The 25,753-nt window shown below is 42.1% G+C and carries 24 protein-coding genes and 1 riboswitch; of the genes, 15 read left to right on the top strand and 9 right to left on the bottom strand.

All coding sequences use genetic code 11. The features are described 5' to 3' along the window. Positions 1-16: 16 nt before the first annotated feature. Complete coding sequence (locus AMD27_RS01110) at positions 17-1,171, bottom strand: sensor histidine kinase (protein ID WP_067655202.1); 1,155 nt, start codon at positions 1,169-1,171, stop codon at positions 17-19. On the opposite strand from AMD27_RS01110, the gene argH reads away from it, so the two are divergent. Beyond that, positions 1,162-2,592, top strand: coding sequence for an argininosuccinate lyase (gene argH / locus AMD27_RS01105; RefSeq protein WP_067655196.1), 1,431 nt, complete (start codon positions 1,162-1,164; stop codon positions 2,590-2,592). The two genes, AMD27_RS01110 and argH, sit on opposite strands and share 10 nt — an antisense overlap. An 11-nt stretch (positions 2,593-2,603) precedes the next feature. Continuing rightward, entirely contained in the window at positions 2,604-2,876 is a 273-nt protein-coding gene (locus AMD27_RS01100; RefSeq protein ID WP_067655193.1) for an oxidative damage protection protein, read from the top strand. A 618-nt stretch (positions 2,877-3,494) separates the two neighbouring features. On the opposite strand, the gene phoU is transcribed toward AMD27_RS01100, so the two are convergent. After that, positions 3,495-4,223 (bottom strand): phosphate signaling complex protein PhoU, encoded by a 729-nt coding sequence (gene phoU, locus AMD27_RS01095; protein WP_067655190.1) that lies wholly within the window; start codon positions 4,221-4,223, stop codon positions 3,495-3,497. Positions 4,224-4,318: 95 nt separating this feature from the next. Then, the gene (locus AMD27_RS01090; RefSeq protein ID WP_067662652.1) at positions 4,319-5,674 is read right to left on the bottom strand and encodes a TolC family outer membrane protein; all 1,356 of its coding nucleotides are present in this window, start codon (positions 5,672-5,674) and stop codon (positions 4,319-4,321) included. A gap of 283 nt (positions 5,675-5,957) precedes the next feature. Here AMD27_RS01090 and AMD27_RS01085 point away from each other — a divergent pair, with 283 nt between their 5' ends. The 7 genes from AMD27_RS01085 (at position 5,958) to AMD27_RS01055 (ending at position 12,731) form a co-directional block, all read left to right on the top strand. Further along, entirely contained in the window at positions 5,958-7,028 is a 1,071-nt protein-coding gene (locus AMD27_RS01085) for a hypothetical protein (protein ID WP_067655187.1), read from the top strand. Positions 7,029-7,150: 122 nt separating this feature from the next. Beyond that, a riboswitch (TPP riboswitch) is annotated at positions 7,151-7,272 on the top strand. Positions 7,273-7,360: 88 nt separating this feature from the next. Further along, the gene (gene thiC, locus AMD27_RS01080; RefSeq protein WP_067655184.1) at positions 7,361-9,253 is read left to right on the top strand and encodes a phosphomethylpyrimidine synthase ThiC; all 1,893 of its coding nucleotides are present in this window, start codon (positions 7,361-7,363) and stop codon (positions 9,251-9,253) included. 77 nt (positions 9,254-9,330) lie between these two features. Continuing rightward, positions 9,331-9,951 carry an NUDIX domain-containing protein gene (locus tag AMD27_RS01075; RefSeq protein WP_067655181.1) on the top strand — a complete coding sequence of 207 codons (621 nt, stop codon included), beginning with the start codon at positions 9,331-9,333 and terminating at the stop codon, positions 9,949-9,951. Between the two features lie 9 nt (positions 9,952-9,960). Continuing rightward, positions 9,961-10,767 carry a 3',5'-cyclic-AMP phosphodiesterase gene (cpdA, locus tag AMD27_RS01070; protein ID WP_067655178.1) on the top strand — a complete coding sequence of 269 codons (807 nt, stop codon included), beginning with the start codon at positions 9,961-9,963 and terminating at the stop codon, positions 10,765-10,767. 206 nt (positions 10,768-10,973) lie between these two features. After that, positions 10,974-11,501 carry an RNA polymerase-binding protein DksA gene (gene dksA, locus AMD27_RS01065; RefSeq protein WP_067655174.1) on the top strand — a complete coding sequence of 176 codons (528 nt, stop codon included), beginning with the start codon at positions 10,974-10,976 and terminating at the stop codon, positions 11,499-11,501. Between the two features lie 29 nt (positions 11,502-11,530). Continuing rightward, entirely contained in the window at positions 11,531-12,433 is a 903-nt protein-coding gene (gene gluQRS, locus AMD27_RS01060; RefSeq protein WP_067662649.1) for a tRNA glutamyl-Q(34) synthetase GluQRS, read from the top strand. A gap of 85 nt (positions 12,434-12,518) precedes the next feature. Continuing rightward, positions 12,519-12,731 carry a zinc-ribbon domain-containing protein gene (locus AMD27_RS01055; protein WP_067655171.1) on the top strand — a complete coding sequence of 71 codons (213 nt, stop codon included), beginning with the start codon at positions 12,519-12,521 and terminating at the stop codon, positions 12,729-12,731. Positions 12,732-12,785: 54 nt separating this feature from the next. On the opposite strand, the gene ftsW is transcribed toward AMD27_RS01055, so the two are convergent. The 5 genes from ftsW to AMD27_RS01030 all read right to left on the bottom strand — a co-directional run bounded on the left by ftsW (position 12,786) and on the right by AMD27_RS01030 (position 18,021). Beyond that, on the bottom strand, positions 12,786-13,982 hold the full coding sequence (ftsW, locus tag AMD27_RS01050; protein WP_067655167.1) for a putative lipid II flippase FtsW: 1,197 nt from the start codon (positions 13,980-13,982) through the stop codon (positions 12,786-12,788). A gap of 20 nt (positions 13,983-14,002) precedes the next feature. Then, a complete protein-coding gene (gene murD / locus AMD27_RS01045) occupies positions 14,003-15,349 on the bottom strand; it encodes a UDP-N-acetylmuramoyl-L-alanine--D-glutamate ligase (RefSeq protein WP_067655164.1) in 1,347 nt (448 codons plus the stop codon). 174 nt (positions 15,350-15,523) lie between these two features. Beyond that, positions 15,524-15,781, bottom strand: coding sequence for a DUF6587 family protein (locus AMD27_RS01040; RefSeq protein WP_067655161.1), 258 nt, complete (start codon positions 15,779-15,781; stop codon positions 15,524-15,526). 126 nt (positions 15,782-15,907) lie between these two features. Then, on the bottom strand, positions 15,908-17,764 hold the full coding sequence (gene feoB / locus AMD27_RS01035) for a ferrous iron transporter B (protein WP_067655157.1): 1,857 nt from the start codon (positions 17,762-17,764) through the stop codon (positions 15,908-15,910). Then, entirely contained in the window at positions 17,761-18,021 is a 261-nt protein-coding gene (locus AMD27_RS01030; protein ID WP_067655155.1) for a FeoA family protein, read from the bottom strand. Before AMD27_RS01030 ends, feoB begins: the two co-directional genes overlap by 4 nt. A gap of 170 nt (positions 18,022-18,191) precedes the next feature. Between AMD27_RS01030 and xerD the strand changes: the two genes are divergently transcribed. From xerD to AMD27_RS01005, 5 genes are all read left to right on the top strand, one after another. Continuing rightward, positions 18,192-19,109, top strand: a complete 918-nt coding sequence (gene xerD / locus AMD27_RS01025; RefSeq protein WP_067655152.1) for a site-specific tyrosine recombinase XerD — start codon at positions 18,192-18,194, stop codon at positions 19,107-19,109. A 149-nt stretch (positions 19,110-19,258) separates the two neighbouring features. Next, on the top strand, positions 19,259-20,074 hold the full coding sequence (locus tag AMD27_RS01020) for a DsbC family protein (RefSeq protein ID WP_067655149.1): 816 nt from the start codon (positions 19,259-19,261) through the stop codon (positions 20,072-20,074). Positions 20,075-20,198: 124 nt separating this feature from the next. After that, positions 20,199-21,503 carry a homoserine dehydrogenase gene (locus AMD27_RS01015; RefSeq protein WP_067655146.1) on the top strand — a complete coding sequence of 435 codons (1,305 nt, stop codon included), beginning with the start codon at positions 20,199-20,201 and terminating at the stop codon, positions 21,501-21,503. A gap of 59 nt (positions 21,504-21,562) precedes the next feature. Next, entirely contained in the window at positions 21,563-22,702 is a 1,140-nt protein-coding gene (gene thrC / locus AMD27_RS01010) for a threonine synthase (RefSeq protein WP_067655143.1), read from the top strand. Positions 22,703-22,847: 145 nt separating this feature from the next. After that, positions 22,848-23,795, top strand: coding sequence for an IS30 family transposase (locus AMD27_RS01005; RefSeq protein WP_067656902.1), 948 nt, complete (start codon positions 22,848-22,850; stop codon positions 23,793-23,795). Positions 23,796-23,823: 28 nt separating this feature from the next. Here the strand turns inward: AMD27_RS01005 and AMD27_RS01000 are convergent, their stop codons facing one another. Continuing rightward, the gene (locus tag AMD27_RS01000; protein ID WP_150115737.1) at positions 23,824-24,879 is read right to left on the bottom strand and encodes a serine hydrolase; all 1,056 of its coding nucleotides are present in this window, start codon (positions 24,877-24,879) and stop codon (positions 23,824-23,826) included. 220 nt (positions 24,880-25,099) lie between these two features. On the opposite strand from AMD27_RS01000, the gene AMD27_RS00995 reads away from it, so the two are divergent. Further along, positions 25,100-25,735 carry a response regulator gene (locus tag AMD27_RS00995; protein WP_067655138.1) on the top strand — a complete coding sequence of 212 codons (636 nt, stop codon included), beginning with the start codon at positions 25,100-25,102 and terminating at the stop codon, positions 25,733-25,735. Positions 25,736-25,753 lie beyond the last annotated feature (18 nt).

The raw sequence follows: 25,753 nt of genomic DNA, 5'->3' as shown, positions 1-25,753 counted from the left end.
GTTAACCCGACTGTTTTTATTTATATTGGTATTGGAGAACCGTCGTAAAAATTCCATTTCCTGCATGATTCCTAAATTGCACCGAATAACCAAAATGCGCTTTCAATCTTTGCTTAACGTTTTCTACAGCAATACCATGACTTTCCCTAGACTCCATTTTATCGACTATGAAGGGGTTAGTAATGACTATAGTGACTTGATTTTGCAATATTTCAACCAGTATCACGATCTTAGTGTCTGTACGCTTTTTTTCTACTCCATGAAAAATACAGTTTTCAAGTAGGGGCTGTAAGGTTAATAGTGGAATCGTCACCTGATTGAGCTGCTCAGGCTGTTGAATACTCCAATCCACCTGTAACCTTGAACCCAAGCGTACTTTTTCAATCGCTAAATAATGCTGACAGAGCTGAATTTCTTCCTTCAATGTGACCAACTTCAACTCTTGGAAACTGGCACGGAATAAGCGTGACAGGTCGATCAACATTTGTTCGGCACGATCTGGATCACTGCCAATTAAACTGACCACACTATTTAAACTATTGAACAAAAAATGCGGATGAATCCGCGCTTGCATGGCTTGAATTCTGGCATTTAATTCGCTTTTTTGCTGCTTTAACCACTCACCGCGCACATAGATGTAGCGCAAGCAAAATGCCCCCAGAAGTACGCCATATCCCAAATGTAAAACAACCTGATCGAAAACCACAGCCCACGATAAATTTTGTAAGGAAAAATTACCCCCCCAATAGAATAGGACATTCAAACTAGAGGTGGTGATGACGACAATAATTTGCAGCAGTAGAAATCCAGCAATGGTCGATGTCACTGCATTCATTTTTTGCCAAACCGACTTCATTTGATCCAGTAAAGCAATGAAGACCAAAACAATCCAGTTAATGTACAACACATATTTGATCACATGCGTCGGATCCAGCTGAGACCACGACTGTGCTTCCGCCAATGCCAATAATAGCGCCAATACAATACTGGCAAGAAAAAGCTCAAAGAAGTATTGCCATTGCCCAATACGGATAAAAAAGTCTGAGTGTAGAACCGTCTTTTCATTTTTTCGCGCAGTTTGATTGCTCAAGCCTTCGGCAAGTGAAGTTGAATTTGCTATACTCTTGTCAAAATTACTGCTTTTAATTTTATTGAGCCGACATGACCACATCTTCTAATTCCTCAAATCCGTCACCAACGCAAACCTCAGGTATGTGGGGCGGTCGTTTTTCTGAAGCGACTGATGCTTTTGTTGCTGAATTTACAGCATCTGTTCAATTTGACCAACGCTTTTATAAACAAGATATTGCAGGTTCAATTGCACATGCAACCATGCTCGCAAAAGTCGGCGTACTCACGACTCAAGAACGTGATGACATTATTGAGGGTTTAACGGCCATTCAAGCCGATATCGAATCAGGCAATTTTGAGTGGCGCATTGATTTAGAAGATGTGCACATGAATATTGAGTCTCGTTTGACTCAGCGCATTGGCATTACTGGTAAAAAACTCCACACAGGTCGTAGCCGTAACGACCAAGTGGCAACCGACATCCGCTTATATGTCCGTGATGAAATTGATGCCATCTTGAAGTTACTAGAAAAGCTTCAAAAAGGGATTTTGAGCTTAGCGGCAAAAAATACTCAAACCATCATGCCCGGCTTTACTCACTTACAAACTGCGCAACCAGTGACTTTTGGTCACCATTTAATGGCATGGTTTGAAATGCTGGTACGTGATTCAGAACGCTTAATTGACTGTCGTAAGCGTGTCAACCGCTTGCCTCTTGGTTCTGCAGCACTTGCAGGTACAACTTATCCGATTGAGCGTGAATATACAGCCGAGCTTTTAGGTTTCGAAGCGGTATGTGAAAACTCACTCGATGCAGTATCTGATCGTGACTTTGCGATTGAATTCAATGCAGCGGCTTCACTCATTATGATGCACTTATCGCGCATGTCTGAAGAAATGATTTTGTGGACGTCTGCACAGTTCAAATTTGTCAACATTCCTGACCGGTTCTGTACCGGTTCTTCAATCATGCCACAAAAGAAAAATCCAGATGTACCAGAGCTCATCCGTGGTAAAACAGGTCGTGTATACGGTGACTTAATGAGTCTTTTAACACTGATGAAAGGTCAACCACTGGCATACAACAAAGATAACCAAGAAGACAAAGAACCTTTGTTTGATGCCATTGATACAGTTCGTGGCTCACTCATGGCATTTGCAGACATGATTCCTGCACTCGTACCCAATATTGAAATCATGCGCGAAGCTGCACTTCGTGGTTTTTCTACTGCAACTGACCTTGCAGATTACTTGGTAAAAAATGGTGTGGCTTTTCGTGATGCGCATGAAATCGTAGGTAAAGCTGTGGCGCTTGGCGTTCAAGAAAGTAAAGATTTGTCTGAACTGACTTTAGAGCAGCTTCAACAGTTCTCTGACTTGATTCAAGCTGACGTGTTTGAAAAAGCGTTGACCTTAGAAGCCTCTGTCAATGCTCGTAACCATATTGGTGGTACTGCACCTGCTCAAGTCGAAGCGGCCATTACATGTGCTTATACTCGCCTTGAAAAACTTTACGCTTAAGGATAAAACAGATGTCTCGACAAGTATTTTGCCGTAAATATCAGGCTGACATGGAAGGTTTAGACTTTGCACCTTTTCCAGGGCCAAAAGGTCAGGAATTCTTTGACAACGTGTCTAAACAAGCTTGGCAAGAATGGCTCAAACACCAAACGACCCTAATCAATGAAAAGCGTTTAAACGTGTTTGAACCGGATGCAAAGAAATTTCTTGAAGAACAGCGTGAAAAATTCTTCAGCAATGATGAAAGTGTTGAAATGGCGGAAGGCTGGAAGCCAGAAGCTTAATTCAAGCATATCGTTTAAAAAAAAGAGTCTGGATAAGACTCTTTTTTTTCGCACTATAAACTTCAAGAACATAAAAAGTACAATATATTGACTTAAAAATTTACCACCATTTTCAACTCAATACTGAAAATGACAGTTCTCACACTGTTGCACAGTTAAAAATTTAGAAGAATATTCATTTAACAAGTATATAAATTTGCTAATTTTGCAGGGAGATTGAGTGTTTATGAATATTCTTAGCCCAGTCAAAATATTAAAAAATGAGAGTCTATGATTATCTCTGTATTTATAAATATTTCTTTAAAATCAGTAATCAATTTTTAACTTACACAGCACAACAATAACATTACACAGCGTCACAATTTAGCGGGTGAAGATTACAATAAATCAAGATATATTAACTACATCACAAATGATTGCGTTAATGATTAATTTAGCACTCTCAATAATATACTACTGATTATTCAGTTTTCCTTCCTAGATTTCCCCCAAAATCTAGGAATTTTTTTGTCTAAAATTTAATAAATTTATTTAAAAATTCGTGAGCATCATAGAAAATAAACTCGTAAAAAAGCACCTATCATGAGGTGCTTTTGTTGTTCCTAAAAACGATTAATGTTAGGGAGTGCTGCCTTGTACTTTTTCTTCAATTTCTTCAATGCTGGTATGGCGCACGTCATATCCTTTGGCCATATAAATCACTTGCTCAGAAATATTGCGCGCATGATCTCCAATACGTTCAAGCGAACGTAAAATCCACATCACGTTTAGAACTCGAGAAATATGCCGCGGATCTTCAATCATATAGGTCATTAAAGTACGTGTTGCAGATTGATATTCACGGTCAATGTCTGCATCAGACAATAAAACTTTTAACGCTTGCTCTGCATCAACCCGCGCAAAAGCATCCAAAGCGTCATGAATCATGACACGTACTTGGTTACCAATATGACGTGTTTCCATATAACCACGTGGCGACTCCCCTTCTTCACAGAGGTTTTGCGCAATACGTGCAATCTTAGCAGCTTCATCACCAATACGCTCTAAATCAGTATTGGCTTTACTCATAGCAATGACCATACGTAAGTCACTCGCAGCAGGATGACGACGCACTAAAATCAGGGTCAGGCCTTCATCAATTTCACGTTCATAACGGTTAACCGTGTTGTCTTGAAACTGCACATCTATGGCCAAGCTCACGTTGGTGTCCAAAAGTGCATGAATTGCATTCGCCACTTGCTGTTCAACCAATCCACCCATGGTCATAAACTTAGTATGAACATCTTGCAAATCTTCATTAAATTGAGAAGAAATGTGATGGCTTAAAGCAGGATTGTTGGTGCTCAAATCGAGTTACTCCACGTAGGGCGAATGGTTATAGTTGTCGCAATATTAAAGCATAGTCATTATGAACATTTGATGACAACCGCATTTTCAGTGCACTATTTATACACCAGCCAAGTATTAATCACTTGCAACTCCTGCTCTGTCAACTGCCCCACCGCGGCCTTTAATCTCAGGACATTCAATACAGAATCATATTGCGCATTGACATAATCTTGCTGGGTTGAAAATGCATTACGCTGGGCAAGTAACACATCGACCATATTTTTTAGACCTTCGTCATACTGGGCTCTTGAGGCTTTCGAGACCAAAGCTGAAGACTCCATGGCTGCTTTTCGTGCTTGTAAAGTCGCTTGATCTGTTTCCACTTGCAGATAGGATTTTTTCACATCGGTCTTGGCTTTACGAATGGCTGCATCGAGCTGTGCATCGGTTTTTTTCACATTTAAGCTGGCTTTTTGAATGTTCTTTTGAGTACGCCCCCCAGTGAAAATATTCCAATTCATTTCTACGCCGACTTGATCGAACTGACCATCCCCCGAAATAATGGTTTTGGGGCTCTGTTCATTTTGTCCATACGTAGCAACCGCATCAATTTGCGGATAGATCGCAGCTTGCTCAACGCGGCGCTGATCATTGGCATATTGCAGTTGCAGTCGGGCTTGTAAAATATCCAAATTTTGATTTTGCGCCATGATGGTCCATTCATTCAATGAACTTGGCATAGGTTTTTGATATTGAAAATCTGCAGGCAAAACGGCTAATTTATCTTGATAAGGTCCAATCAGCTGTGCCAATTGTTCTTGTGCCAAAATCAGTTGTACGCCCGTCGAAATACGATTGGCTCGTGCATTTTGATACTGTGCATTGGCTTCACTGACATCACTTTTTGCCACCAATCCTTCTCTCAATTTGGCATTCATCATATTGAGTTGTTCAAGTAAGGCTTTTTCTTCTTGCACATTGGTCAGCGTTAGTGCCTGTTGTCTCAGCACATTAAAATATGCTTCAGACACTTTTAGCATATGTTGCTGCTGTTGCAGTTTCAGTGTGACTTCACTGAGCTGAACTGAAGTTTTAACTTGCTTATACCCTTGCCAAGCATCCATTCTAAATAAGGGCTGACGTGCGGTAATCGCGATTTGTTTTGAGGTTGATGTTGCCACCATCAAATCTGAAGGATTAAATCCAGCACCAGTCCCAGTACCTGCTCCACCGCCACTGGGTTGATTCACATCCTGATTTTTACGGGTAATATTGCCTGAAATGGTCACCGTGGGTAATAAGTTGCCCACCGCAAGTCCCAAATTCAACTGGTCAGCTTGGTATTGATAGACATTGGCCTGCCAGTTGGGATCTGTATTTTTGGCACGTTCATAAGCATCGACTAAATTTAAAGCAAAGCTAAGCGGACTAAGAATGAATAAACTGGTTACCAATAGGGTTTTTTTCATCATTTTTTATATCGCCTAAGCACTTGAATAAAGAAGTTTTTACGAACAGGTTGAGCAAATATTAATGCCAAGTTTGGCTTTTTTCGTATACTTTTTATTATTTTGCCTTAGAAAATACGGCTCAAAGTATGAAACTCAGGCGCTTTCATCATTTTAGTCGCTTATCTAGACAACAGATTAACCAATCATTGCGAATGAAATACAAATTATTTCATTTATTTAGCCTCAAATCAGTAAAAATTGACAACTTGCCCGTCACCGCTCGTGTCATTTTGACTGCCCCATGAATCTAGATGTAAAAGCTTACAAAATCTACAAAGTCTATATCGTGCTGTTCATCATCATGATGTGTGGTGTGTTGAGCGCCTGTAATCAACCTCTGCCTGAAGAAAAGCGGGTCGAGCAGCAAAAGCAAGATGAAATCAAAAATGTCACCCCAGATTTAAATTTAATTTGTGAACGATTGCAAAAAGAAATGCAACAGATGTCAGCCCAACGCACCACTTTTGCTTTACAACAAATCAATCAGGATATTCGTCTTTGTCTGCCTTTAATGCCTTTTCCAGAACAAAAAAAACTGATGCAACTTGCAGACCAAATGTATGTCCAATTTTTAAAAATTGATCGTAGCGTTGAGCAGCAAGCGGCGTTTGATCTATACGCACATGATCAATCACAAATTCCAACCATTCAACAAAGTCAATTTGAACAACTGCATATCCGGGATCAATATTTACTGCGCCATATGGGTCAAGCCTATATTGATTTGGTGGACACAAATGACCACAAAACCAGTTATCAGCGTAATGCCCTGTATTTGGCAAAAGTATTCGCGCCGTATTTCCCGGACTCTGAAAAAGAGTTTATGCAAGAACTTGCAGCACAAAATCAACAACCTGCTTTTAAAAAAAATATGGTTCTGATTACGCCTGATGAAGTGAGTCGCAGGGCACAGTTCTGGGAAAACTATTTAAAGAAATTCCCTAAGTCTAATTATAAATATGACGCGCAATATTTATTGGATGTGTATTCAAGCCTGTTGTTTATCGGCTTAGAAAACTCACCTGTTTCTATTTATTTTGAGGCTAACTTTGATATTCAGGCGGCAACCCTGTCTGAAATTGAGCATTTAGCAGAGCAAAAGAACAACCGACTGGCAGATCAAGCACGTTTATTTTTAAGATTTATTGAGATGGATGGTTCACAGCGTCTTAAAACTTTAGGCATAACTCAAAATGAATATAGTTCTCAGCCAGATGCTCGGGATCAATTACAACATTATCTACATCTAAAAGTCTTTGACTTTTCAAAGCCTGCTGCTCGTGACTGCTTTCGTGATGCGATTTGTCGCTAATCTGTAGGCTAAATGTCACGTCTTTACACATCCATTTGTGGATGAATTCACATAAAAATTTATAGAGCATTTAATCGAACAATTCATCGGACAATTCTTGATCCGCTATGATAATATTGATCCATCGCTTGACGGAGCGCGAGTAATCACTCGCTGAGATCACCTAAATGCTGAACATTTAAAGGTGAGTACCGTTGAACCTGATCAGGTTAATACCTGCGTAGGAATCAAGCCAGCTAAAATTCGGTCGTTTTTGCTCTCTCAATAGACCAATTCCGTCTTGTTTTTTGGTCATGCTTGATTCGTTGATGTCATTCATAAGGATCATTGCAATGAACCAATTAACGAATCTCTCTGCTGATACCTCAGCACAACTCGAACACGATGCCAAAAACTTAACGCGTATCTTACCCGCGTCGCAAAAAGTGTATCTACAAGGCTCTCGCCCTGACATTCAAGTGCCTATGCGTCAAATTGCACTTAGTGATACTCCAACTGGATTGGGTGGTGAAACCAATCCACCTATTATGGTCTATGACACCTCTGGCGCATATACAGATCCGAACATTGCTATTGATCTTAATATGGGATTGCCTCATGTTCGAGATGCTTGGATTGAGGCACGAAAGGACAGCGAAATTTTAGCTCACTTAACGTCTACGTTTGGACAACAACGTCTCAAAGACCTGCGTACTGCTAATATTCGCTTCAAGCATATTCAAAAACCTAGACGCGCCCAACTCGGCAAAAATGTCACCCAAATGCATTATGCCAAACAAGGTATCATTACCCCTGAAATGGAATACATTGCGATTCGGGAAAATCAGCGTCAACTGGATGGTGTAGATTGTCGTCAACATGCAGGGCAAAATTTTGGTGCGCATCATTTGATGGAAATCACCCCAGAATTTGTACGTAAAGAAGTGGCCGAAGGGCGCGCCATCATTCCAGCCAACATTAATCACCCTGAGCTTGAGCCGATGATTATCGGGCGTAATTTTTTGGTGAAAATCAATGCCAATATTGGTAACTCCGCGCTCGGCTCTAGCATAGATGAAGAAGTGGCCAAAATGACTTGGGCGACGCGTTGGGGCGCAGACACCATCATGGATTTATCGACGGGTAAAAATATCCATGAAACCCGCGAATGGATTATTCGCAATTCCCCTGTTCCGATTGGCACAGTGCCGATTTATCAAGCTTTAGAAAAAGTCGATGGCGTGGCAGAAGATCTGACTTGGGAAATTTTTAAAGACACGCTCATTGAACAAGCAGAACAAGGCGTGGATTACTTCACCATCCACGCTGGCGTACTTTTAAGATACGTGCCTATGACGGCGAACCGACTGACTGGAATTGTTTCGCGTGGCGGTTCAATTATGGCGCAGTGGTGCTTGGCACATCATCAGGAAAATTTCCTATACACTCATTTCGATGATATTTGCGACATCATGAAAGCCTACGATGTCTCATTCAGTTTAGGTGATGGCTTACGCCCAGGCTGCATTCAAGATGCCAATGATGAAGCGCAATTCAACGAGCTACGCACTTTAGGCGAACTCACCCAGCGTGCATGGCAACATGACGTACAGGTGATGATTGAAGGTCCGGGACATGTACCGATGCATATGATTAAGGAAAATATGGATCTACAATTGGAAGTCTGTAAGGAAGCGCCGTTTTATACGCTTGGGCCACTCACCACAGATATTGCACCGGGCTATGACCATATTACATCAGCCATTGGCGCTGCCATGATTGGCTGGTACGGTACAGCCATGCTGTGTTATGTCACCCCAAAAGAGCATTTGGGACTGCCCAATATCAAGGATGTCAAAGATGGCATCATTACCTATAAAATTGCAGCGCATGCCGCAGATCTCGCCAAAGGACATCCTGGCGCACAAGTTCGAGACAATGCGCTGTCTAAGGCACGCTTTGAGTTTCGCTGGGAAGATCAATTCAATTTAAGTTTAGATCCAGATACCGCGCGTTCGATGCATGATGAAACCCTACCCAAAGATGCCCATAAATCTGCTCATTTTTGTTCCATGTGCGGTCCAAAATTCTGCTCCATGAAAATCAGCCAAAACGTGCGTGACTATGCACAAAACAACCCCGTTATGGATCAAGAAAGCATGAAAAATCAGGAGATTGAACTGGGTCTAAATGCGATGAAGGCTGAATATCAAAAACACGGGAAAAAGTTGTATCAGAAACTGTAATTTGCTAAAAATTTGATTTGTCTTTCTGCATTTCTCAGTTAGGATGAAATGAATCTCTTTCATCCTAACTTAAGCGAATGAAAATTCTAGAACACGCTTCATATAACAAGAACGATTTTGAAATCAAGTCTCGTGAATTCCTATACACAGGTTTTATTCGGGTTGAAAAAATTAGCTTGCGTCATCAACTGTTCAATCAAACACAATACTCCGCGCTGATTCAACGTGAATTAATTCATCGCAAAGAAGCCGCTGGGGTACTGATCTATAATGACCAACAACAACGTTTTGCACTCATTGAACAATTCCGTGTCGGCGCTATCGACGATGCAGTTTCACCTTGGCAACTGGAAATTATTGCTGGGGTACTCGATGGCGATGAATCCCCTGAAAGCTGTATTCGCCGTGAAAGTTTAGAAGAATCAGGCTGTAAAATTGAAGGCTTAGCGCATTTATATAGCTTCTACCCCTCTGCGGGTGCTTGCGATGAAATTTTCCATCTGTATGTAGCAGAGGCTAAACTGCCTGAACAGGGCGGCATATTTGGTATGCCAGATGAAGGAGAAAATATTCAATTGCATATTATAAGTTATCAGGACTTACCCGCGTTATTCTCATCTCAGCGACTGCGTAACGCACCGGTGATTATGGCACTGCAATGGCTTAAACAGCATATTGCTGCATATTCAGCGCACTGAGGATAGGCCATGATTGCGCTTAATAAGACCACTGCCACTGAAAAAATCATTATTCAAATTTCAGATACGCATTTGATGGATCATCCAGATGCGACTTTTGTGGAAATGAATCCCGAAATGAGTTTTCATGCCGTCATCGAAGATATTTTGAAGCATTATCCTGAAATTGATGCAATTGTGCATACTGGTGATTTGGCTCAAGTGGCTAAACCTGAAACCTATGCACGTTATCAAGCGTTTATGCAAAAGCTGAATATTCCGTTTTATCAAATTCCGGGCAATCACGACGATATTCAGTATTTTCCATTTGAAACACCAGATCCGATGCCAACAGTCTTGGCATTTGCAGACTGGCGTATGGTTTTACTCAACAGTGCTGTATCCCAAAAAGTAGATGGGTGGATCAAAACCGAACAGCTTGAACATCTCAAAAATATTTTAGACGCCAATCAACAGTATTCTGTGGTCTTGGCCTGTCACCATCATCCGCTCGAAATGAAATCCAATTGGATTGATCGTCATAAACTGAAAAACACTGAAGAACTCACTGAAGTCTTGGCAAAGCACAACAATATTAAAGCGGTGATTTTTGGGCACGTGCATCAAGATTCGCTTAATCTTTGGAAAAATATTCAGTTCTTATCAACACCTTCGACCTCAGTGCAGTTTAAACCTTTGAGCTTTGATTTTGCTTTAGATGATATTGCACCGGGGTATCGCAGTATCTTGTTAAAAGACAATGGCGAGTTCGATACATTGGTGCATCGTGTACAAAAATACCGTCAAAAATTTAATAAAGAAATTTCAGGTTATTAGCTTTTCTTTTCGGCTTTTATAGATTAAGTTATCTCTCCGAAAGGATTCGCATATTCCACAAATGAATATTCATTGCTTTCATCTTTGATCAAAAATCTATATGATGACGCCCCCGATGGCAACATTCTATCGGAAGCGATAAAAACACTTGCATATCACCATATTTTTTGCGTATAGATATATGCATATGATGAGGAATGCCCTTTATGGCGAATGACAACCAGAATCAAGTCTTGGAAGAGACTAACGTAGTTGCTGGCGAAAAAGCTGTCAAACGCGTGCGTAAAACCAAACCAAAGACGACTGAAGGTGGCACTACAGCAAGTCTATTTGGTATCGAGCCTTATCAGCCGAAAAAAAATGAAGAATACATGTCTGAAGCACAGCTTGAACATTTCCGCCAAATTCTTTTGGCTTGGAAAGAAGAGTTGATGTCTGAAGTCGATCGTACTTTAAATACCATGCAAGATGAAAATACTGCATTGCCTGACGTCAACGATCGTGCAACTCAAGAAGAAGAGTTTGCGATTGAGCTACGTACACGTGACCGTGAACGTAAATTGATTCGTAAAATTGAGCAATCCATTGATGCGATCAAAAATGATGACTATGGTTTCTGTGAAACCTGTGGTATTGAAATCGGTTTACGTCGATTGGAAGCACGCCCAACTGCAACCCTTTGTATTGACTGCAAAACTTTAGCTGAAATCAAAGAGAAGCAAAATAACGGTTAATTGTGACTATTGATCAAGAATCTTTAGCGATACACAGCAATGCGCAGCAGCAAAACCAAGCTGCGCTGAGTCGCTACTCAGGTCGGTTCGCGCCATCGCCAACCGGCCCTTTGCATTTTGGCTCACTCATAACCGCAGTGGCGAGTTATTGTGAAGCCAAATCTCAGCACGGACGTTGGATTGTTCGGATTGAAGATACCGATATTCCACGTATCTATTCTGGCAGTGAACAGCATATCCTGAGCTGTCTTGATGCATTCGGTTTTGAATCCGATGCTGAAATCATTTTCCAAAAAGATCGTCTACATATTTACGAATCTGTCTTAGGACATCTTCAATCTCAAGATCTCATTTACGCTTGCCAATGTACCCGAAAAATGTTGGGTTCAAACCATATCTATACAGGTACCTGTCGTCATCTGGGACTGTCTTTTGATCAGCAAGCCATTCGGGTCAAGGTGTCCGAGCAAAATATTCAGTTTCATGATCTGCTACAAGGTCAGCAAAGCGCTAACTTGGCGCTTGAGTTAGGCGACTTCGTCTTAAAAAGACGTGATGGTATTATCAATTATCAGCTGGCTGTGGTGGTCGATGATTATTTGCAAGGCATCAGCCATGTAGTCCGAGGTGCGGATCTTTTGGACAATACTGCACGTCAAATTTGGTTAGGTCGCTTACTTGGCTATCCTGAGCTATGCTATATGCATCTGCCCTTAGCAATGAATGATCGTGGTGCAAAACTATCTAAACAAAATCATGCCCAAGCTTTAGATATCACTCAGTCCAGTACCCTTCTTCTAAAAGCCTTAATTGCTCTGGGACAATTACCTGTGGACTTAGATCAGCCAGAAAGAATGTTGACACAAGCGGTCGCGCAATGGGATCGGCGGCAAATTCCAAAAGGTGGTGAAATCCGAGGTATTTTTGCTTAGGCATTGAGCCAAATCTGCTACATAAATCATTTGCTCATTTTATTAAAATCCCGTGCAATAGATTTTTATCTATAGAGTTACACCTATGTTTTTTATTTTTGGGATTGGACCTAAAACCATTAAAATAAATAAGGGACAGTTTCTCTGCCCTGTCTGCAGAAGCGATAGTGCCTATGAAGTTAAGCAACAGCGTAATTATTTTTCTTTGTTTTTCATTCCGCTGTCAAAAGCCAAACAAGGTCAAGTGGTCTGTTTAAATTGTGGGACACATATGCCCACGAGTGTGCTACAAAACTAGTCATAGCACTCTCGGTACAGATTAAAATTCGACATTCAAATTTGAAGAAATTGCTTAGAAGCTGGATTCCTCTTTGGTTGGGTTTTTCACCTGTGTGGTTGAATCAATTTTCAACATTAAACTGATCATGACGGCACACATAATTAAAGATGAACCCCCGTAACTAATAAACGGTAAGGTTAAACCTTTGGTGGGTAAAACGCCCATGTTCATGCCTGCGTTGACGATAATCTGTAATAAGAAAATAATACTGATGCCATAAGCCAAATAACCTGCACGTAGGTATTGGTGACGTAAAGCACGATGTCCAATTTTGACACAAGTTGCAACCATGATAAATGATAAGCTCAACACCACGGTAATACCGAAGAAGCCAAATTCCTCAGCCAAAATTGCCAACATAAAGTCGGTATGTGCTTCAGGCAAATAAGACATTTTTTGGATGCTGTGTCCTAGCCCTACCCCAAACCACTCACCTCGACCAAACGCCATCAGCGCATTGGTCAGCTGATAACCGGTTCCCAAAGGATCTGCCCAGGGATTGGTAAAAGAAATGAGTCGTTCAAAACGATACGGCTCAAACACGACCAAAAATACAAATGCCGCAACAATAGCACCCAGTGCTATACCAAATTGAATTAAAGGCGCACCCGCCAAGAAGAACACGCCCAACATGGTCAATGCAATGACTACAGTTGCACCTAAGTCAGGCTCCGCAATAATCAGCCCCACGGTGAGCAGCATGATCACGCCCAACCGAACCAAGCCTTTAATGTTATTTCGCACCTCTTCGGCACGGCGTACCACGTAGTCTGCGGTAAAAATCGCCATCATCACTTTGGCCGCTTCCGTTGGCTGGAAGGTAAAGCCAGCCAGTCGAATCCAACGGGTTGACCCGTTGACTTCTGAGCCCACCACCAGCACTGCAATCAGCAAGACAATAGTAATTAACCATAGCGGAAAAGTATTGTTAAACCATCTATTTAAAGAAATACGATAGGCCAACACGGCAGCAAAAAAAGCCACCACAATCGAGATCCCATGTCGAATGACATAATGAAACGGGTTTTCATGTAAACGCTCTGCATAGGGCATGGACGCTGAGCCGACCATGACTGTACCAATACACAGTAAAGCCACCACACAAAAGATGAGTACATTACGCGTGGTGATTTCCTCGGGTACTTTGGGTAACCAGCGTTCATATGTTTTTGCCACTTTAGCAATTGTTGTCTGAGCTAACCCAGCCATAACGTATTCCTTATTATTCTTTAATTCAGTTCATTCACGAGTGCAACGAATTGACGACCGCGCTCTGGATAACCGGTAAACATATCAAAACTTGCACATGCAGGCGACAGCAGCACCACGTCATGTGCTTGAGTATGTTGTTCACACAGGGCCACCGCCTCTTTTAGACTATTTGCATGCATTAGGCATGTAGTGCCCTGAATCGCCTGCTCAATCACAGCGCGATCTTCACCAATCAGTACCGCTACTTTGGCATATTTGCTTAAGGCATTACACAGTGCGCTAAAGTCCTGACCTTTGCCTTGTCCACCTAAAATAATGGCAACACGACCACCTTGCGCTTCAATTGCAGCCCCTAAACCATCCAGAGCGGCTAAGGTCGCGCCAATATTGGTGCCCTTCGAGTCGTTATAATAACGGACGCCATTGAGCTCTTTTACAAACTCACAGCGATGCTCTAAACCCTTAAATGTTTTTAAGGTTTCAAGCATGCCCGCCAGAGGTAGACCAATCGCTTCACCCAGTGCCAAACACGCTAAAGCATTGGCAATATTGTGTAGCCCTTGCATATACATGTCAGAACTTTTCAATAAGCGTTCACGACCACGTGCGAGCCAAATGGTACCATCTGTGTCTCGCAATACACCATACTGATTCATGTCAGGTGCATTTAAACCAAAACTTTGCATTGGGGTTGCATCAGGTACCAAAGGGCGAGTCAAAGAGTCATCACGGTTGTGAACGACTTTTTTCACCCCTTGGAAAATACGATGTTTGGCAGTGTGATAAGCAAACATATCACCATGACGGTCTAAGTGATCTTCACTGATATTTAAAACCACTGCCACATCCGCATTCAAATGCGAGGTGGTTTCCAGCTGAAAACTTGATAGCTCTAAAATATAGAGCTCAGGATCATCTTTGGTTAAATCCAATGCTGGACGCCCTAAATTCCCCCCCACAGCCACATTGATACCTGCATCTGCTGCCATGAGTCCCATCAAGGTCGTGACCGTACTTTTGGCATTTGAACCGGTAATGGCAATGATGGGCTTGTCTGTTGCACGGCGTAGAATTTGAATTTCACTGACCACTGGAATGCCTTTTGCAATCGCAGCTTGAATTTCTGGAAGTTTTGGATCAAGTCCTGGACTAATAATAATTTCTTCAGCTTGTAATAATAATTCTAGATCAAATTGACCAAAACTGGTTTGAACTGCCGCTGGAATTTGATCATGCCCCGGCGGGATAGCACGGGAGTCTGTAACAGCAACACGGTAGCCTTTCTCATGCAAAAAATTTACCGCTGAAACACCTGAAATACCAAGCCCAGCAACAACTTTTAAACCACCACGTTGTATTAACATTTTGCCCCACTAGCATCTAATTTTTAAAATCTGCAAAATGTTAGCACTTTGCCGTTTTTATTGCTTTTTTTGTTTTAACTTTCTAGCAGTATTTTTGTGTCAGACCGTAAAAAGCCGTCAAATTTGACGGCTTTTTAGTTTTACCTAAATCCTATTTTAAGGATTCAAATTAGATTATTTCCATTTGACAGCTTGAACTTCAACTTTCTGCGCTGGTTTTTGGGCATCGTCCTGTGCATCGCAACCACAGTTCCCGCCACAGCCTGACGCCATTGCAGGTTTGAGCCATTTTGCCAGCATTGTCCAGTCACGATTTGCACATGCCGTCGACAATGAAGAAAAAAACGAATTTGATGTTTGAGGAAAAAATTTCTTAAACACCACCAGTGCGCTCCAAAGCACCAAAGCAGCGACAATCAACGTTTCAACCATTTCAATCTCCTATATTTCATTCAATGTACAAAGCATAATGCTCAGCAGTATTTCCATTTCATCTTAAAGTCTCGATCACATATCACATGCCACACACCTAAGCTTTCGTTTAAGTTTTACTCGAACTTAACCCCAGTAATGTGTCGCGATTTGATAGGTCAGGAATGCCATTAAATAAGCCAAACCGAACAAGTAAGCAGTCATTACACCCACTGTTTTCCACGAACCTGTTTCACGCTTAATGGTTGCAAGGGTGGCTAAGCAATGCGGTGCATAGATAAACCATACCAAGAGTGACAAGCCTGTTGCCAAAGACCAACCTAAGTCACCCCCACCACTAATAATGCTAGATAAGCCTTCGGTCATGGCGTCTTCATCAACAGCAGACAAGGCATACACCGTACCCAGTGCAGCCACCACCACTTCACGTGCTGCCATCGCTGGAATCAAGGCAATACAAATTTGCCAATTAAACCCAAGTGGCGCAAAAATCGGTTGGATCAGATGTCCCAACATGCCTGCAAGTGAATAATCAATCGCGGGTAAAGTCGCACCTTCTGGGGGTTGTGGGAAAGTACACAAGAACCAAAGAATGATCGACAAGGCAAAGATAATGCCACCGACACGTTTTAAGAAGATTTTTGCACGGTCCAGTAAACCAATAAAAACACTCTTAATATCGGGGAAGCGGTAGCTAGGTAACTCCATCAACAACATATGTTGCGACTTATCTTTTTGGAAAAACTTCATTACAAATGACACAGCCAATGCACTCACGATCCCAGCCATATACAATGCAAACAGCACCAAACCTTGAAGGTTAAATATACCCCACACGGTATGCGCTGGAATAAATGCAGCAATCAGCAAGGCATAGACGGGAAGTCGTGCCGAACAAGTCATTAAAGGGGCAACAAAAATGGTGGTCAGACGATCACGCGGATCTGAAATACTGCGCGTCGCCATAATGCCCGGAATGGCACAGGCAAAACTTGACAGCAATGGAATAAAGGCACGACCAGACAGTCCTGCTTTGAACATCAGTTTATCGAGTAAGAAGGCTGCGCGAGGCAAATAACCTGATTCTTCCAACACCAAAATAAAGAAGAACAGAATCAAAATTTGCGGCAAGAACACCACTACACCACCCGCGCCCGCGATCACACCATCGACCACGAGGCTGTTCAGCATAGGATGCGCAATCCAACCACCGACAACCTCACCTAACCAGCCAAAAAAGGTTTCAATCCCGTCCATAAACGGTGCAGCCCAAGCAAATACAGCTTGGAAGACTACAAACATCATCACAGCAAGGCTAACAAGACCTAGAACTGGATGTAAAAATATTTTATCGAGGAAGTCAGAGCGTTTATCTTCTTGATCTGCAAACTGCACCACGTCACTCATGATGGTTGCAATTTGCTGATGATGATCGCCTTTTAAACCACTGAGCTCAGTATGCGGTTTTGCATACTTGCCTTGTTCTAAAGCATTCATCAGGTTTTCAATACCGGCACTACGCACAGCAACGGTTTCAACCACGGGCACACCCAGACGCTGAGCCAGTTTTTGGCTATTAATTTGAATCCCCCGACGGCGTGCTTCATCCATCATGTTCAGTACTACGAGCATTGGACGACCCAGTTCGATCATTTCTAAGACCAAGCCCAAATGTAAATTCAAGTTGGTTGCATCGACCACACACAAGAACGCATTTTGTTGACCTTCTTCTGCAATTTTACCTTGCACTACATCACGGGTAATGGCTTCGTCTGGACTGGTCGCCTCTAAACTATAGGTGCCGGGTAGATCCAGTACACGAACCGCTTTACCCGAAGGCAATGTGAACTGCCCCATTTTACGCTCGACCGTTACGCCCGCGTAGTTCGCCACTTTTTGACGTGTGCCAGTTAAATGGTTAAATAATGAAGTCTTACCACAGTTTGGATTACCAACAAGGGCAATACGTAATGCATCACTCATGCCGTGACTCCCGATTCTATTTCAATTTTTTCAGCTTCAATTTTGCGTAAAGCAAAACGGGTAAATCCAATTTGAATTAAAATAGGATCACCACCAAAAATACCTTTGGTAATCACTTGAACAGCTGTTCCAGGTATGAACCCCAGCGTTTCTAAACGACTTGCCACAAGATCGGGTTGAGTTTGAGCATCCTGTGAATGACGATTCACTTTCACAATGACACCTTTCTCCTTCACTTTTAAATCTGATAAACGCACCGTAGTGTTCCTAAATACTTTTGTACAGTATACAAACAAATGAGAATAATTAACAAATAAGGTTTAGTTGCAACTGCGTTCTTATTATCCATCGACATGTCTAGAAAATTAATCTACAGTGAGTAAAATCGATCCATTCCATCGATTTAATGAGTGTAGTGTTTAATCACATGTTAAATAAAAAACCTCGAATTCCTGCTCCTGTCAGTATTCCTGAACCGCTGTCTTTTTTACAAGGTTTCCGTGACTACCTGATTGCTCAAACCGTGAGCCCGCATACTCGTAATGCCTATTTGTCTGATCTGGTGCAGTGTAGCGCTTCAGTGCCAAAAACCATGACAGATTGGAGCCATGATGATATTTCCGATGTCCTCATTAGTCTGACCAAGCAAGGTAAAAGTCCACGTTCCATTGCACGTACATTGTCTGCCCTACGCTCTTTTTATAAATTTTTACGTGAACAAAATATTCGTACAGACAATCCTATTGCTGCACATAAAACGCCGAAACTAGGTCGTGCGCTGCCAAAAGATCTCTCTGAAGCTGATGTTGAAGCTTTAATTCATACACCTGATATTCATACAGCACTGGGACTACGTGACCGAGCGATGTTTGAAGTGCTGTATGCCTGTGGCTTACGGGTCAGCGAATTGATTCATTTACGTACTGATCTGATCAATTTGAATCAAGGTTATTTGCGTATTTTAGGTAAAGGTAATAAAGAACGCTTGGTGCCTTTAGGACAAATTGCAGCAGAGTGGTTAGAAAAATATATACAAGATGCTCGTCCACAATTATACAAAGTTGCAACCGATTATGTGTTTTTAAGTCAGCAAGGCGGTATCATGAGTCGTCAAAATTTTTGGTACGCGATTAAACGTCACGCCTTAAAAGCAGGGATTCAAACTGAATTGTCTCCACATACCCTGCGACACGCCTTTGCTACCCATTTACTTAATCACGGTGCAGATTTACGTGTGGTACAAATGCTGCTGGGTCACAGTGATTTATCGACCACGCAAATTTATACTCATGTCGCACAAGTACGTATGCAACAACTACATGCCCAACATCATCCGCGCGCATAAAGATCATACTCATTTAAAGATAAGTGTGAACTTCGAGATTAGCTTGAAAATGTCAATCAGACGTCGTTCATCAAGATTTGATTATTCCGTTATTTTTTTTGTTATGCTAATGCGCTATACCATAATACTCAAAACTTAAAGGGTTGTTTATGCCATTTACCCGTTCAAAATTCGTCATTCTGTCTGCTCTAGTCAGTTGCATCATGCTCACCGCTTGCTCTAACGCTGAAGATAACAAAAAAAATGATGGTACTTTAACGGCCACCGCACCTGCGACGGGTCAAGCTTCGAATATCACTGAACGAAATGCGCAGCAACGCTTAATCAAGACCTTAGAAAAGAATTTTAAAACAGCCAATATCAATGCCAAAATTTTGGATATTAAGCCTACAGAAGTGCCCCATTTATATTGGGTCAATTTAGAAGGCATGGCTGCGGTTTATACCACGACAGATGGAAAATACATTTTACAAGGTGATTTACTGCGCCTGGGTGATAAACAAGTGCAAAGTATTGGTGAGTCATTTCAATCAGAACTCAGCAAAAAAATGTTTGCAGATTTGAAGACTGAAGATTTAATTGTTTACCCAGCTCAAGGTAAAGCCAAACACGTGGTCTATGTATTTACCGATATCAGCTGTCCGTATTGCCATAAACTGCACGAGCATATGGACGAAATCAATCGCAAAGGCATTGAAGTTCGTTATGTAGCATGGCCACGTGGTGAACAATACATGCCAGCGATGGAAAGTGTCTGGTGTAGCAAAGACCGCAAAACAGCGTTCGATCAAGCCATTGCTGGGGTGCAACTGCCTGCTGCAAATTGTAAAAATCCTGTGAAAGATCAATACCAAATGGGTCTGAATATGGGCGTAAATGGTACGCCAGCAATTTACAGTACAGATGGACTATATTTAGGTGGCTATATGACCGCAGATGAAATCTTGAGTCGTTTAAATAACTAATATTTATAGATTAAATTACTCAAGGTTATACATACAGATAAACGCAGATTTGCCTAGAGTCTGCGTGCTTTTTTAGCTATGATCTAGGCTCATTAAAATTTTTTATATATTTTTGGAGTGTGACGTGAAACCAGTTCGTCTGGCGATACTCGGTCTTGGAACCGTAGGTGGTGGAGCCCTTAAACTATTACAAGAAAACGCTGCTGAAATTAGACGTCGCACCGATCGTGAAATTAAAATTACCCATGTGGGTACTCGTCGTCCACGCGCAGATCTAGGTCTTGCTGACTCAGTAAAACAAAGTGCTGATTTGATGGAGATTGTACGTCAACCTGATGTGGATATTGTGGTGGAAGTGATGGGTGGTATACACCCTGCTTATGAGCTCATCATGGAAGCGATGAAGCACGGCAAACATGTGGTCACAGCCAATAAAGCCTTACTTGCTGAACACGGTACTGCGCTGTTTAAAGCGGCTGATGAATATAAAGTGCAGATCGCTTATGAAGCCGCTGTTGCTGGCGGTATTCCGATTATTAAAGTGATTCGTGAAGGTTTAGCCGCCAACCGTATCGATTGGTTAGCCGGCATTATCAATGGTACAGGCAATTTCATTCTTTCAGAAATGCGAGAAAAAGGACGTACTTTTGAAGATGTACTTGCTGAGGCACAAGAACTTGGCTATGCCGAAGCAGATCCCACTTTTGATGTTGAAGGAATTGATGCGGCGCATAAGCTGACCATTTTGGCATCCTGTGCTTTCGGTATTCCTTTGCAGTTTGACAAAGTCTTTACTGAAGGGATCAGCAAAATCACGGCACAAGATGTTAAATATGCTGAAGATTTGGGTTTTCGTATTAAACACTTGGGGATTGCACGTCGTGCAGCGACAGGTATTGAACTACGTGTGCATCCCACGCTGATTCCTGATGATCAATTGATTGCAAACGTCAACGGCGTTAAAAATGCAGTCTTGGTACAGGCCAACGCTGTTGGTCCAACCTTGTATTATGGTGCAGGCGCAGGTGCAGGCCCTACAGCATCGGCAGTCGTTGCAGATGTGGTGGATATTGTTCGTGACATTCTTTATACAGAAGATGGTGCGGGTACAATTCCTCAATTGGCATTTGAAAATCTATCCGACTTACCTATTTTAAGTCGTGAAGAAATGACCACCGGATATTACATCCGTATCAACGCTGAAGATCAAATGGGCGTACTTGCTGATGTCACCACGATCTTAAGTCGTGCAGGGATCAGTATTGATGCGATTATGCAACAACCGCGTTTAAAAGACCTTATTCCTATCGTGATTATGACAGACCCTATTGTCGAATCAAAAATGGATGAAGCGCTTTCTCAAATTCAGGCATTACCCGTCATTCATGGCGAAATTGTTCGAATTCGTTTAGAATCGCTTGATAATTAATCATCGGGTTGGGGGCACATTATGCCCTCACCAACTCTACACACAATTGGAACATCCTCATGTCTAATGCCAACCGTTATACTGGTTTAGTTGACCGTTATCGTGACCGTTTACCCGTGTCTGCAACGACTCGTGCTATTTCTTTGGGTGAAGGTAATACCCCACTGATTAAGCTTGAGAACATTCCAGGCATCATTGGTAAAGATGTTGAAATCTATGTGAAGTACGAAGGTTTAAACCCAACGGGCTCCTTTAAAGACCGTGGTATGACCATGGCAGTGACCAAAGCCGTTGAAGAAGGCTCTAAAGCAATTATCTGCGCCTCTACCGGTAATACCTCAGCTGCCGCGGCTGCCTATGCAGCACGTGCTGGCATCAAAGCCTTTGTGCTCATCCCAGAAGGCAAAATCGCCATGGGTAAAATGGCGCAAGCGATGATGTACGGTGCAATCACCATGCAAATTCGTGGTAACTTCGATGATGGTATGCGTTTGGTGAAAGAAGTGGCTGACCAAGCACCGGTGACGATTGTGAACTCAATCAACCCATACCGTTTACAAGGTCAAAAAACCATTGCTTACGAAATTGTTGAAGCCTTAGGTCGTGCGCCCGATTATCACTGTTTACCTGTCGGTAATGCAGGCAACATCACGGCGCATTGGATGGGTTATACCGAAGCGGTTGCCAATCAGCCGAAAGAGCAGTTTGAAGCGGTGATCTATGATGCTGAAACAGACCAGTTTACAGGACCTAAGCCTGCTGGCTTGCCCATCATGGCAGGTTATCAAGCGTCTGGTGCTGCACCTTTCTTACGTGGCGCTCCAGTTGAAAACCCTGAAACAGTGGCAACAGCCATTCGTATTGGTAATCCGCAAAGCTGGAACCACGCGAAAGCAGTGGTTCGTGATTCAAAGGGTTGGTTTGATGAATTAACGGATGCTGAAATTCTTGAAGCACAGCGCCTTCTTTCGATGTACGAAGGTGTGTTTGTAGAACCAGCTTCTGCGGCATCTGTTGGTGGCGCGATTCGTGACATCAAAGCAGGTAAAATTAAAGAAGGTTCAGTGATCGTATGTACCGTAACTGGGAATGGTTTAAAAGATCCTGATACGGCTATTAAACAGTGTGCAGATGCTGTGATGCTGTCTATTGATGCCACCATGTCTCAAGTCAAAGAATCGATCCTTTCAAACATGTAATTAAGATAGCTCATAAAAAACCCTGCATATGCAGGGTTTTTTAAAGCTTAGATTCTCAAACGAAGTGCAACAGAGATTAATTTTAGGTAGGAAGTAAAATGAGATAGCATTCTGCTTCCAGACCGACCAAAGTCAAAGTTGCATCATGAACTATACTCATCTTACCCAAGAAGAAAGATATCAGATTTATACATTACTACGCGAAGGTTTTTCTACGCGTCATATTGCCCTCAGATTGGCTCGTGCTCCCTCTACAATTTGTAGAGAGATCAAACGTAATCGTAATAGAAATGGCTACTTTGCTAAACATGCTCATAAACTGGCTAAAAGACGCCATATCTCGAATCATAGAACTGTAAGTTCCTCCCTATTGCAACAGATCGAAAGCTATCTTGCTTTGCAATGGAGTCCCGAACAAATCGCTTCTCACGTAGCTATCAGTATGCATTCAATCTATCGATATATTCAGCAAGATAAACTCAAAGGAGGCAGTCTTTATCTTCATTTACGTTTTAGAAATCAACGAAAAAGAAAGTATGGACAACCAGAAACTCGTGGGATGCTCAGTAACCGTAAAAGCATTCACGATAGGCCACACATCATTGAGAAGCGATCACGTTTTGGTGATTTAGAAATAGATACGATTGTGGGCAAAAATCAGCAGCAGTCTTTAGTTTCAATTGTAGATAGGAAAACAGGCTATCTTTGGTTAAAGAAATGTAGCACTCGCAAGAGTCAGGCGGTTTGTGAAGCCACTGTTGACTTGCTGGCTCCAATCAAAGAGAAGTTAAAGACGATTACTGCTGATAATGGCAAGGAATTTAGCCTACATGAACAAATCGCGAATGAACTGGAAATAGAATTCTACTTTGCAGATCCTTACAGTGCATGGCAGAGAGGCACAAATGAGAATACGAATGGTCTGATCAGGCAATACATCAGAAAAGGAAGTGATCTAAATAACTACACGGATGAATATATTTCAGAGATTACTAAGCGTTTGAATCATCGCCCAAGAAAAAGACTCGGATTTAAAAGTCCGAGTCAGGTATTACTCCAAGAACATGGTGTTGCACTTCAAGTGCTAATCTAAGAAGCTTAATTTTAAATAAATTCAATCACTAGATACGTTTTGGTAATTTGCTTGCCCAATTCATCAAACGAATAGCATCATCATTACGTGCTTGAGTATTGCTTGCCCCCAATAACACCACAACAGCCGGTCGTGAGTTCAAGGTCGTGTGCATGACCACACAGCGCCCTGCTTCATTAATAAAACCAGTTTTTGAAATATTAATATTCCAACCGCCATTACGCACCAAGGCGTTGGTGTTGTTGGACTTTAATACGCGATAACCCAAATTAAAGTCATAACTCGCTGTGGTTGAAAACTGACGGATGAGACCGTACTGAGAGGCCGTACTGACCAGAATGCCTAAGTCACGTGCTGATGCAACATTACGTGGGTCTAAACCAGAAGATTCAACAAAATGACTCGAATTCATGCCTAGAGAACGCGCTTTGCTGTTCATTGCAGAAATAAAAGCAGCTCGACCACCTGGGTAGGTACGTGCCAGTGCAGCTGCTGCTGGGTTTTCAGATTTCATTAATGCAAAAAGCAGCGCTTCTGCACGGTTCATGGTATCGCCAGCGCGAAGCGTTGAACTTGAATTTTTTCCACCTGCCCCTGCAAAATCAATACTTTGCAAGGTGATATTTTCAGACATATTCAGTTTTGCGTCAGCAATCACCACTGCTGTCATCAGTTTCGTCACAGATGCAATCGGCAAGGCGGTATTGGTGTTCTTACTGAATAAGACTTCACCCGTTTGCGCATCCATCACCAAAGCTGCGCGTGCATTGACAGAAGGTTGGTTGCTATAACTACTGGTGTCTAAAATTCGAACCGTTTGCGCGCTTGGATTTTGCGTTACCACACCATTCGATTTACGAATCGTCGTGGTCACCGTCGTGGTGGCTTGCGGCGTGATCTCTTCAGACACTTCTAGATCATCGCTGTTTAATAATTGACTTGCTTCTTCAGATGACCAATTCAGCGAAGCTTGACCTGCTGTAGGCTGAGCGTAATTAACAAGTTCTGCAAAGCTCAATGAGCTTAAACTGAGTAGTACTGATGCACTCAGTACATGCATTAACGTTTTTCTGGACTTTTTCACGATAACTTACTCATCTCAGGGAGGTTTTTTGCATCATTGCTAATCACCTCAAATATGACTTACATTTACACGCAAACGTGATTAATATTAAACCACGTGATTATGCACAATATTTTAGTAAAGATTAGGAATAGCATTGCTATTTTTGTTGCCACAATGCAAGTTTTTTTTGCATCATGTAACAAAAAACTTGCTTTTAAAAAAATTATAGGAGGTGTTTGTGATCACGGTTTTAGTCGTAGATGACCATGAGTTAGTCCGAACTGGCATATGTAGAATGCTAGAAGATCAATTAGATATCCAAGTGATAGGACAAGCTGAATCTGGAGAAGATGCGATTAGCTTGGTTCGTCAACACCATCCTAACGTTGTGCTACTCGACGTCAATATGCCTGGTATTGGTGGTGTAGAGACGACACGTCGTCTCTTACAGACTGCACCTGAGACCAAAGTTTTAGCGGTTAGTGGTTTGGCTGAAGAGCCTTATCCGTCGCTGTTACTCAAAGCTGGAGCACGCGGTTATATCACCAAAGGGGCACCCATTACTGAGATGGTTCGCGCCATTAATAAAGTGATGCAAGGCGGTAAATACTTTAGTGCAGATATCGCGGAGCAATTGGCCAGTTCATATTTATCTGATACTCAAACTTCACCGTTTGATGCGCTCTCTGAACGTGAAATGCAAGTCGCAATGATGGTGGTGAACTGTATTAGCGCGCAAGAAATTTCAGATAAACTTTTTGTCAGTGTGAAAACGGTCAATACCTATCGTTATCGTATTTTTGAAAAGCTGGGTTTAGACAGTGACGTGAAGCTGACCCATATGGCCATTCGCTATGGTTTAATCAAACCTTAATTGGACTTGAGTACTTCA

The organism is Acinetobacter sp. TGL-Y2, assembly GCF_001612555.1.
In the GTDB taxonomy this organism is placed as follows: domain Bacteria; phylum Pseudomonadota; class Gammaproteobacteria; order Pseudomonadales; family Moraxellaceae; genus Acinetobacter.
This window is presented reverse-complemented; position numbering and strand designations above follow the sequence as displayed.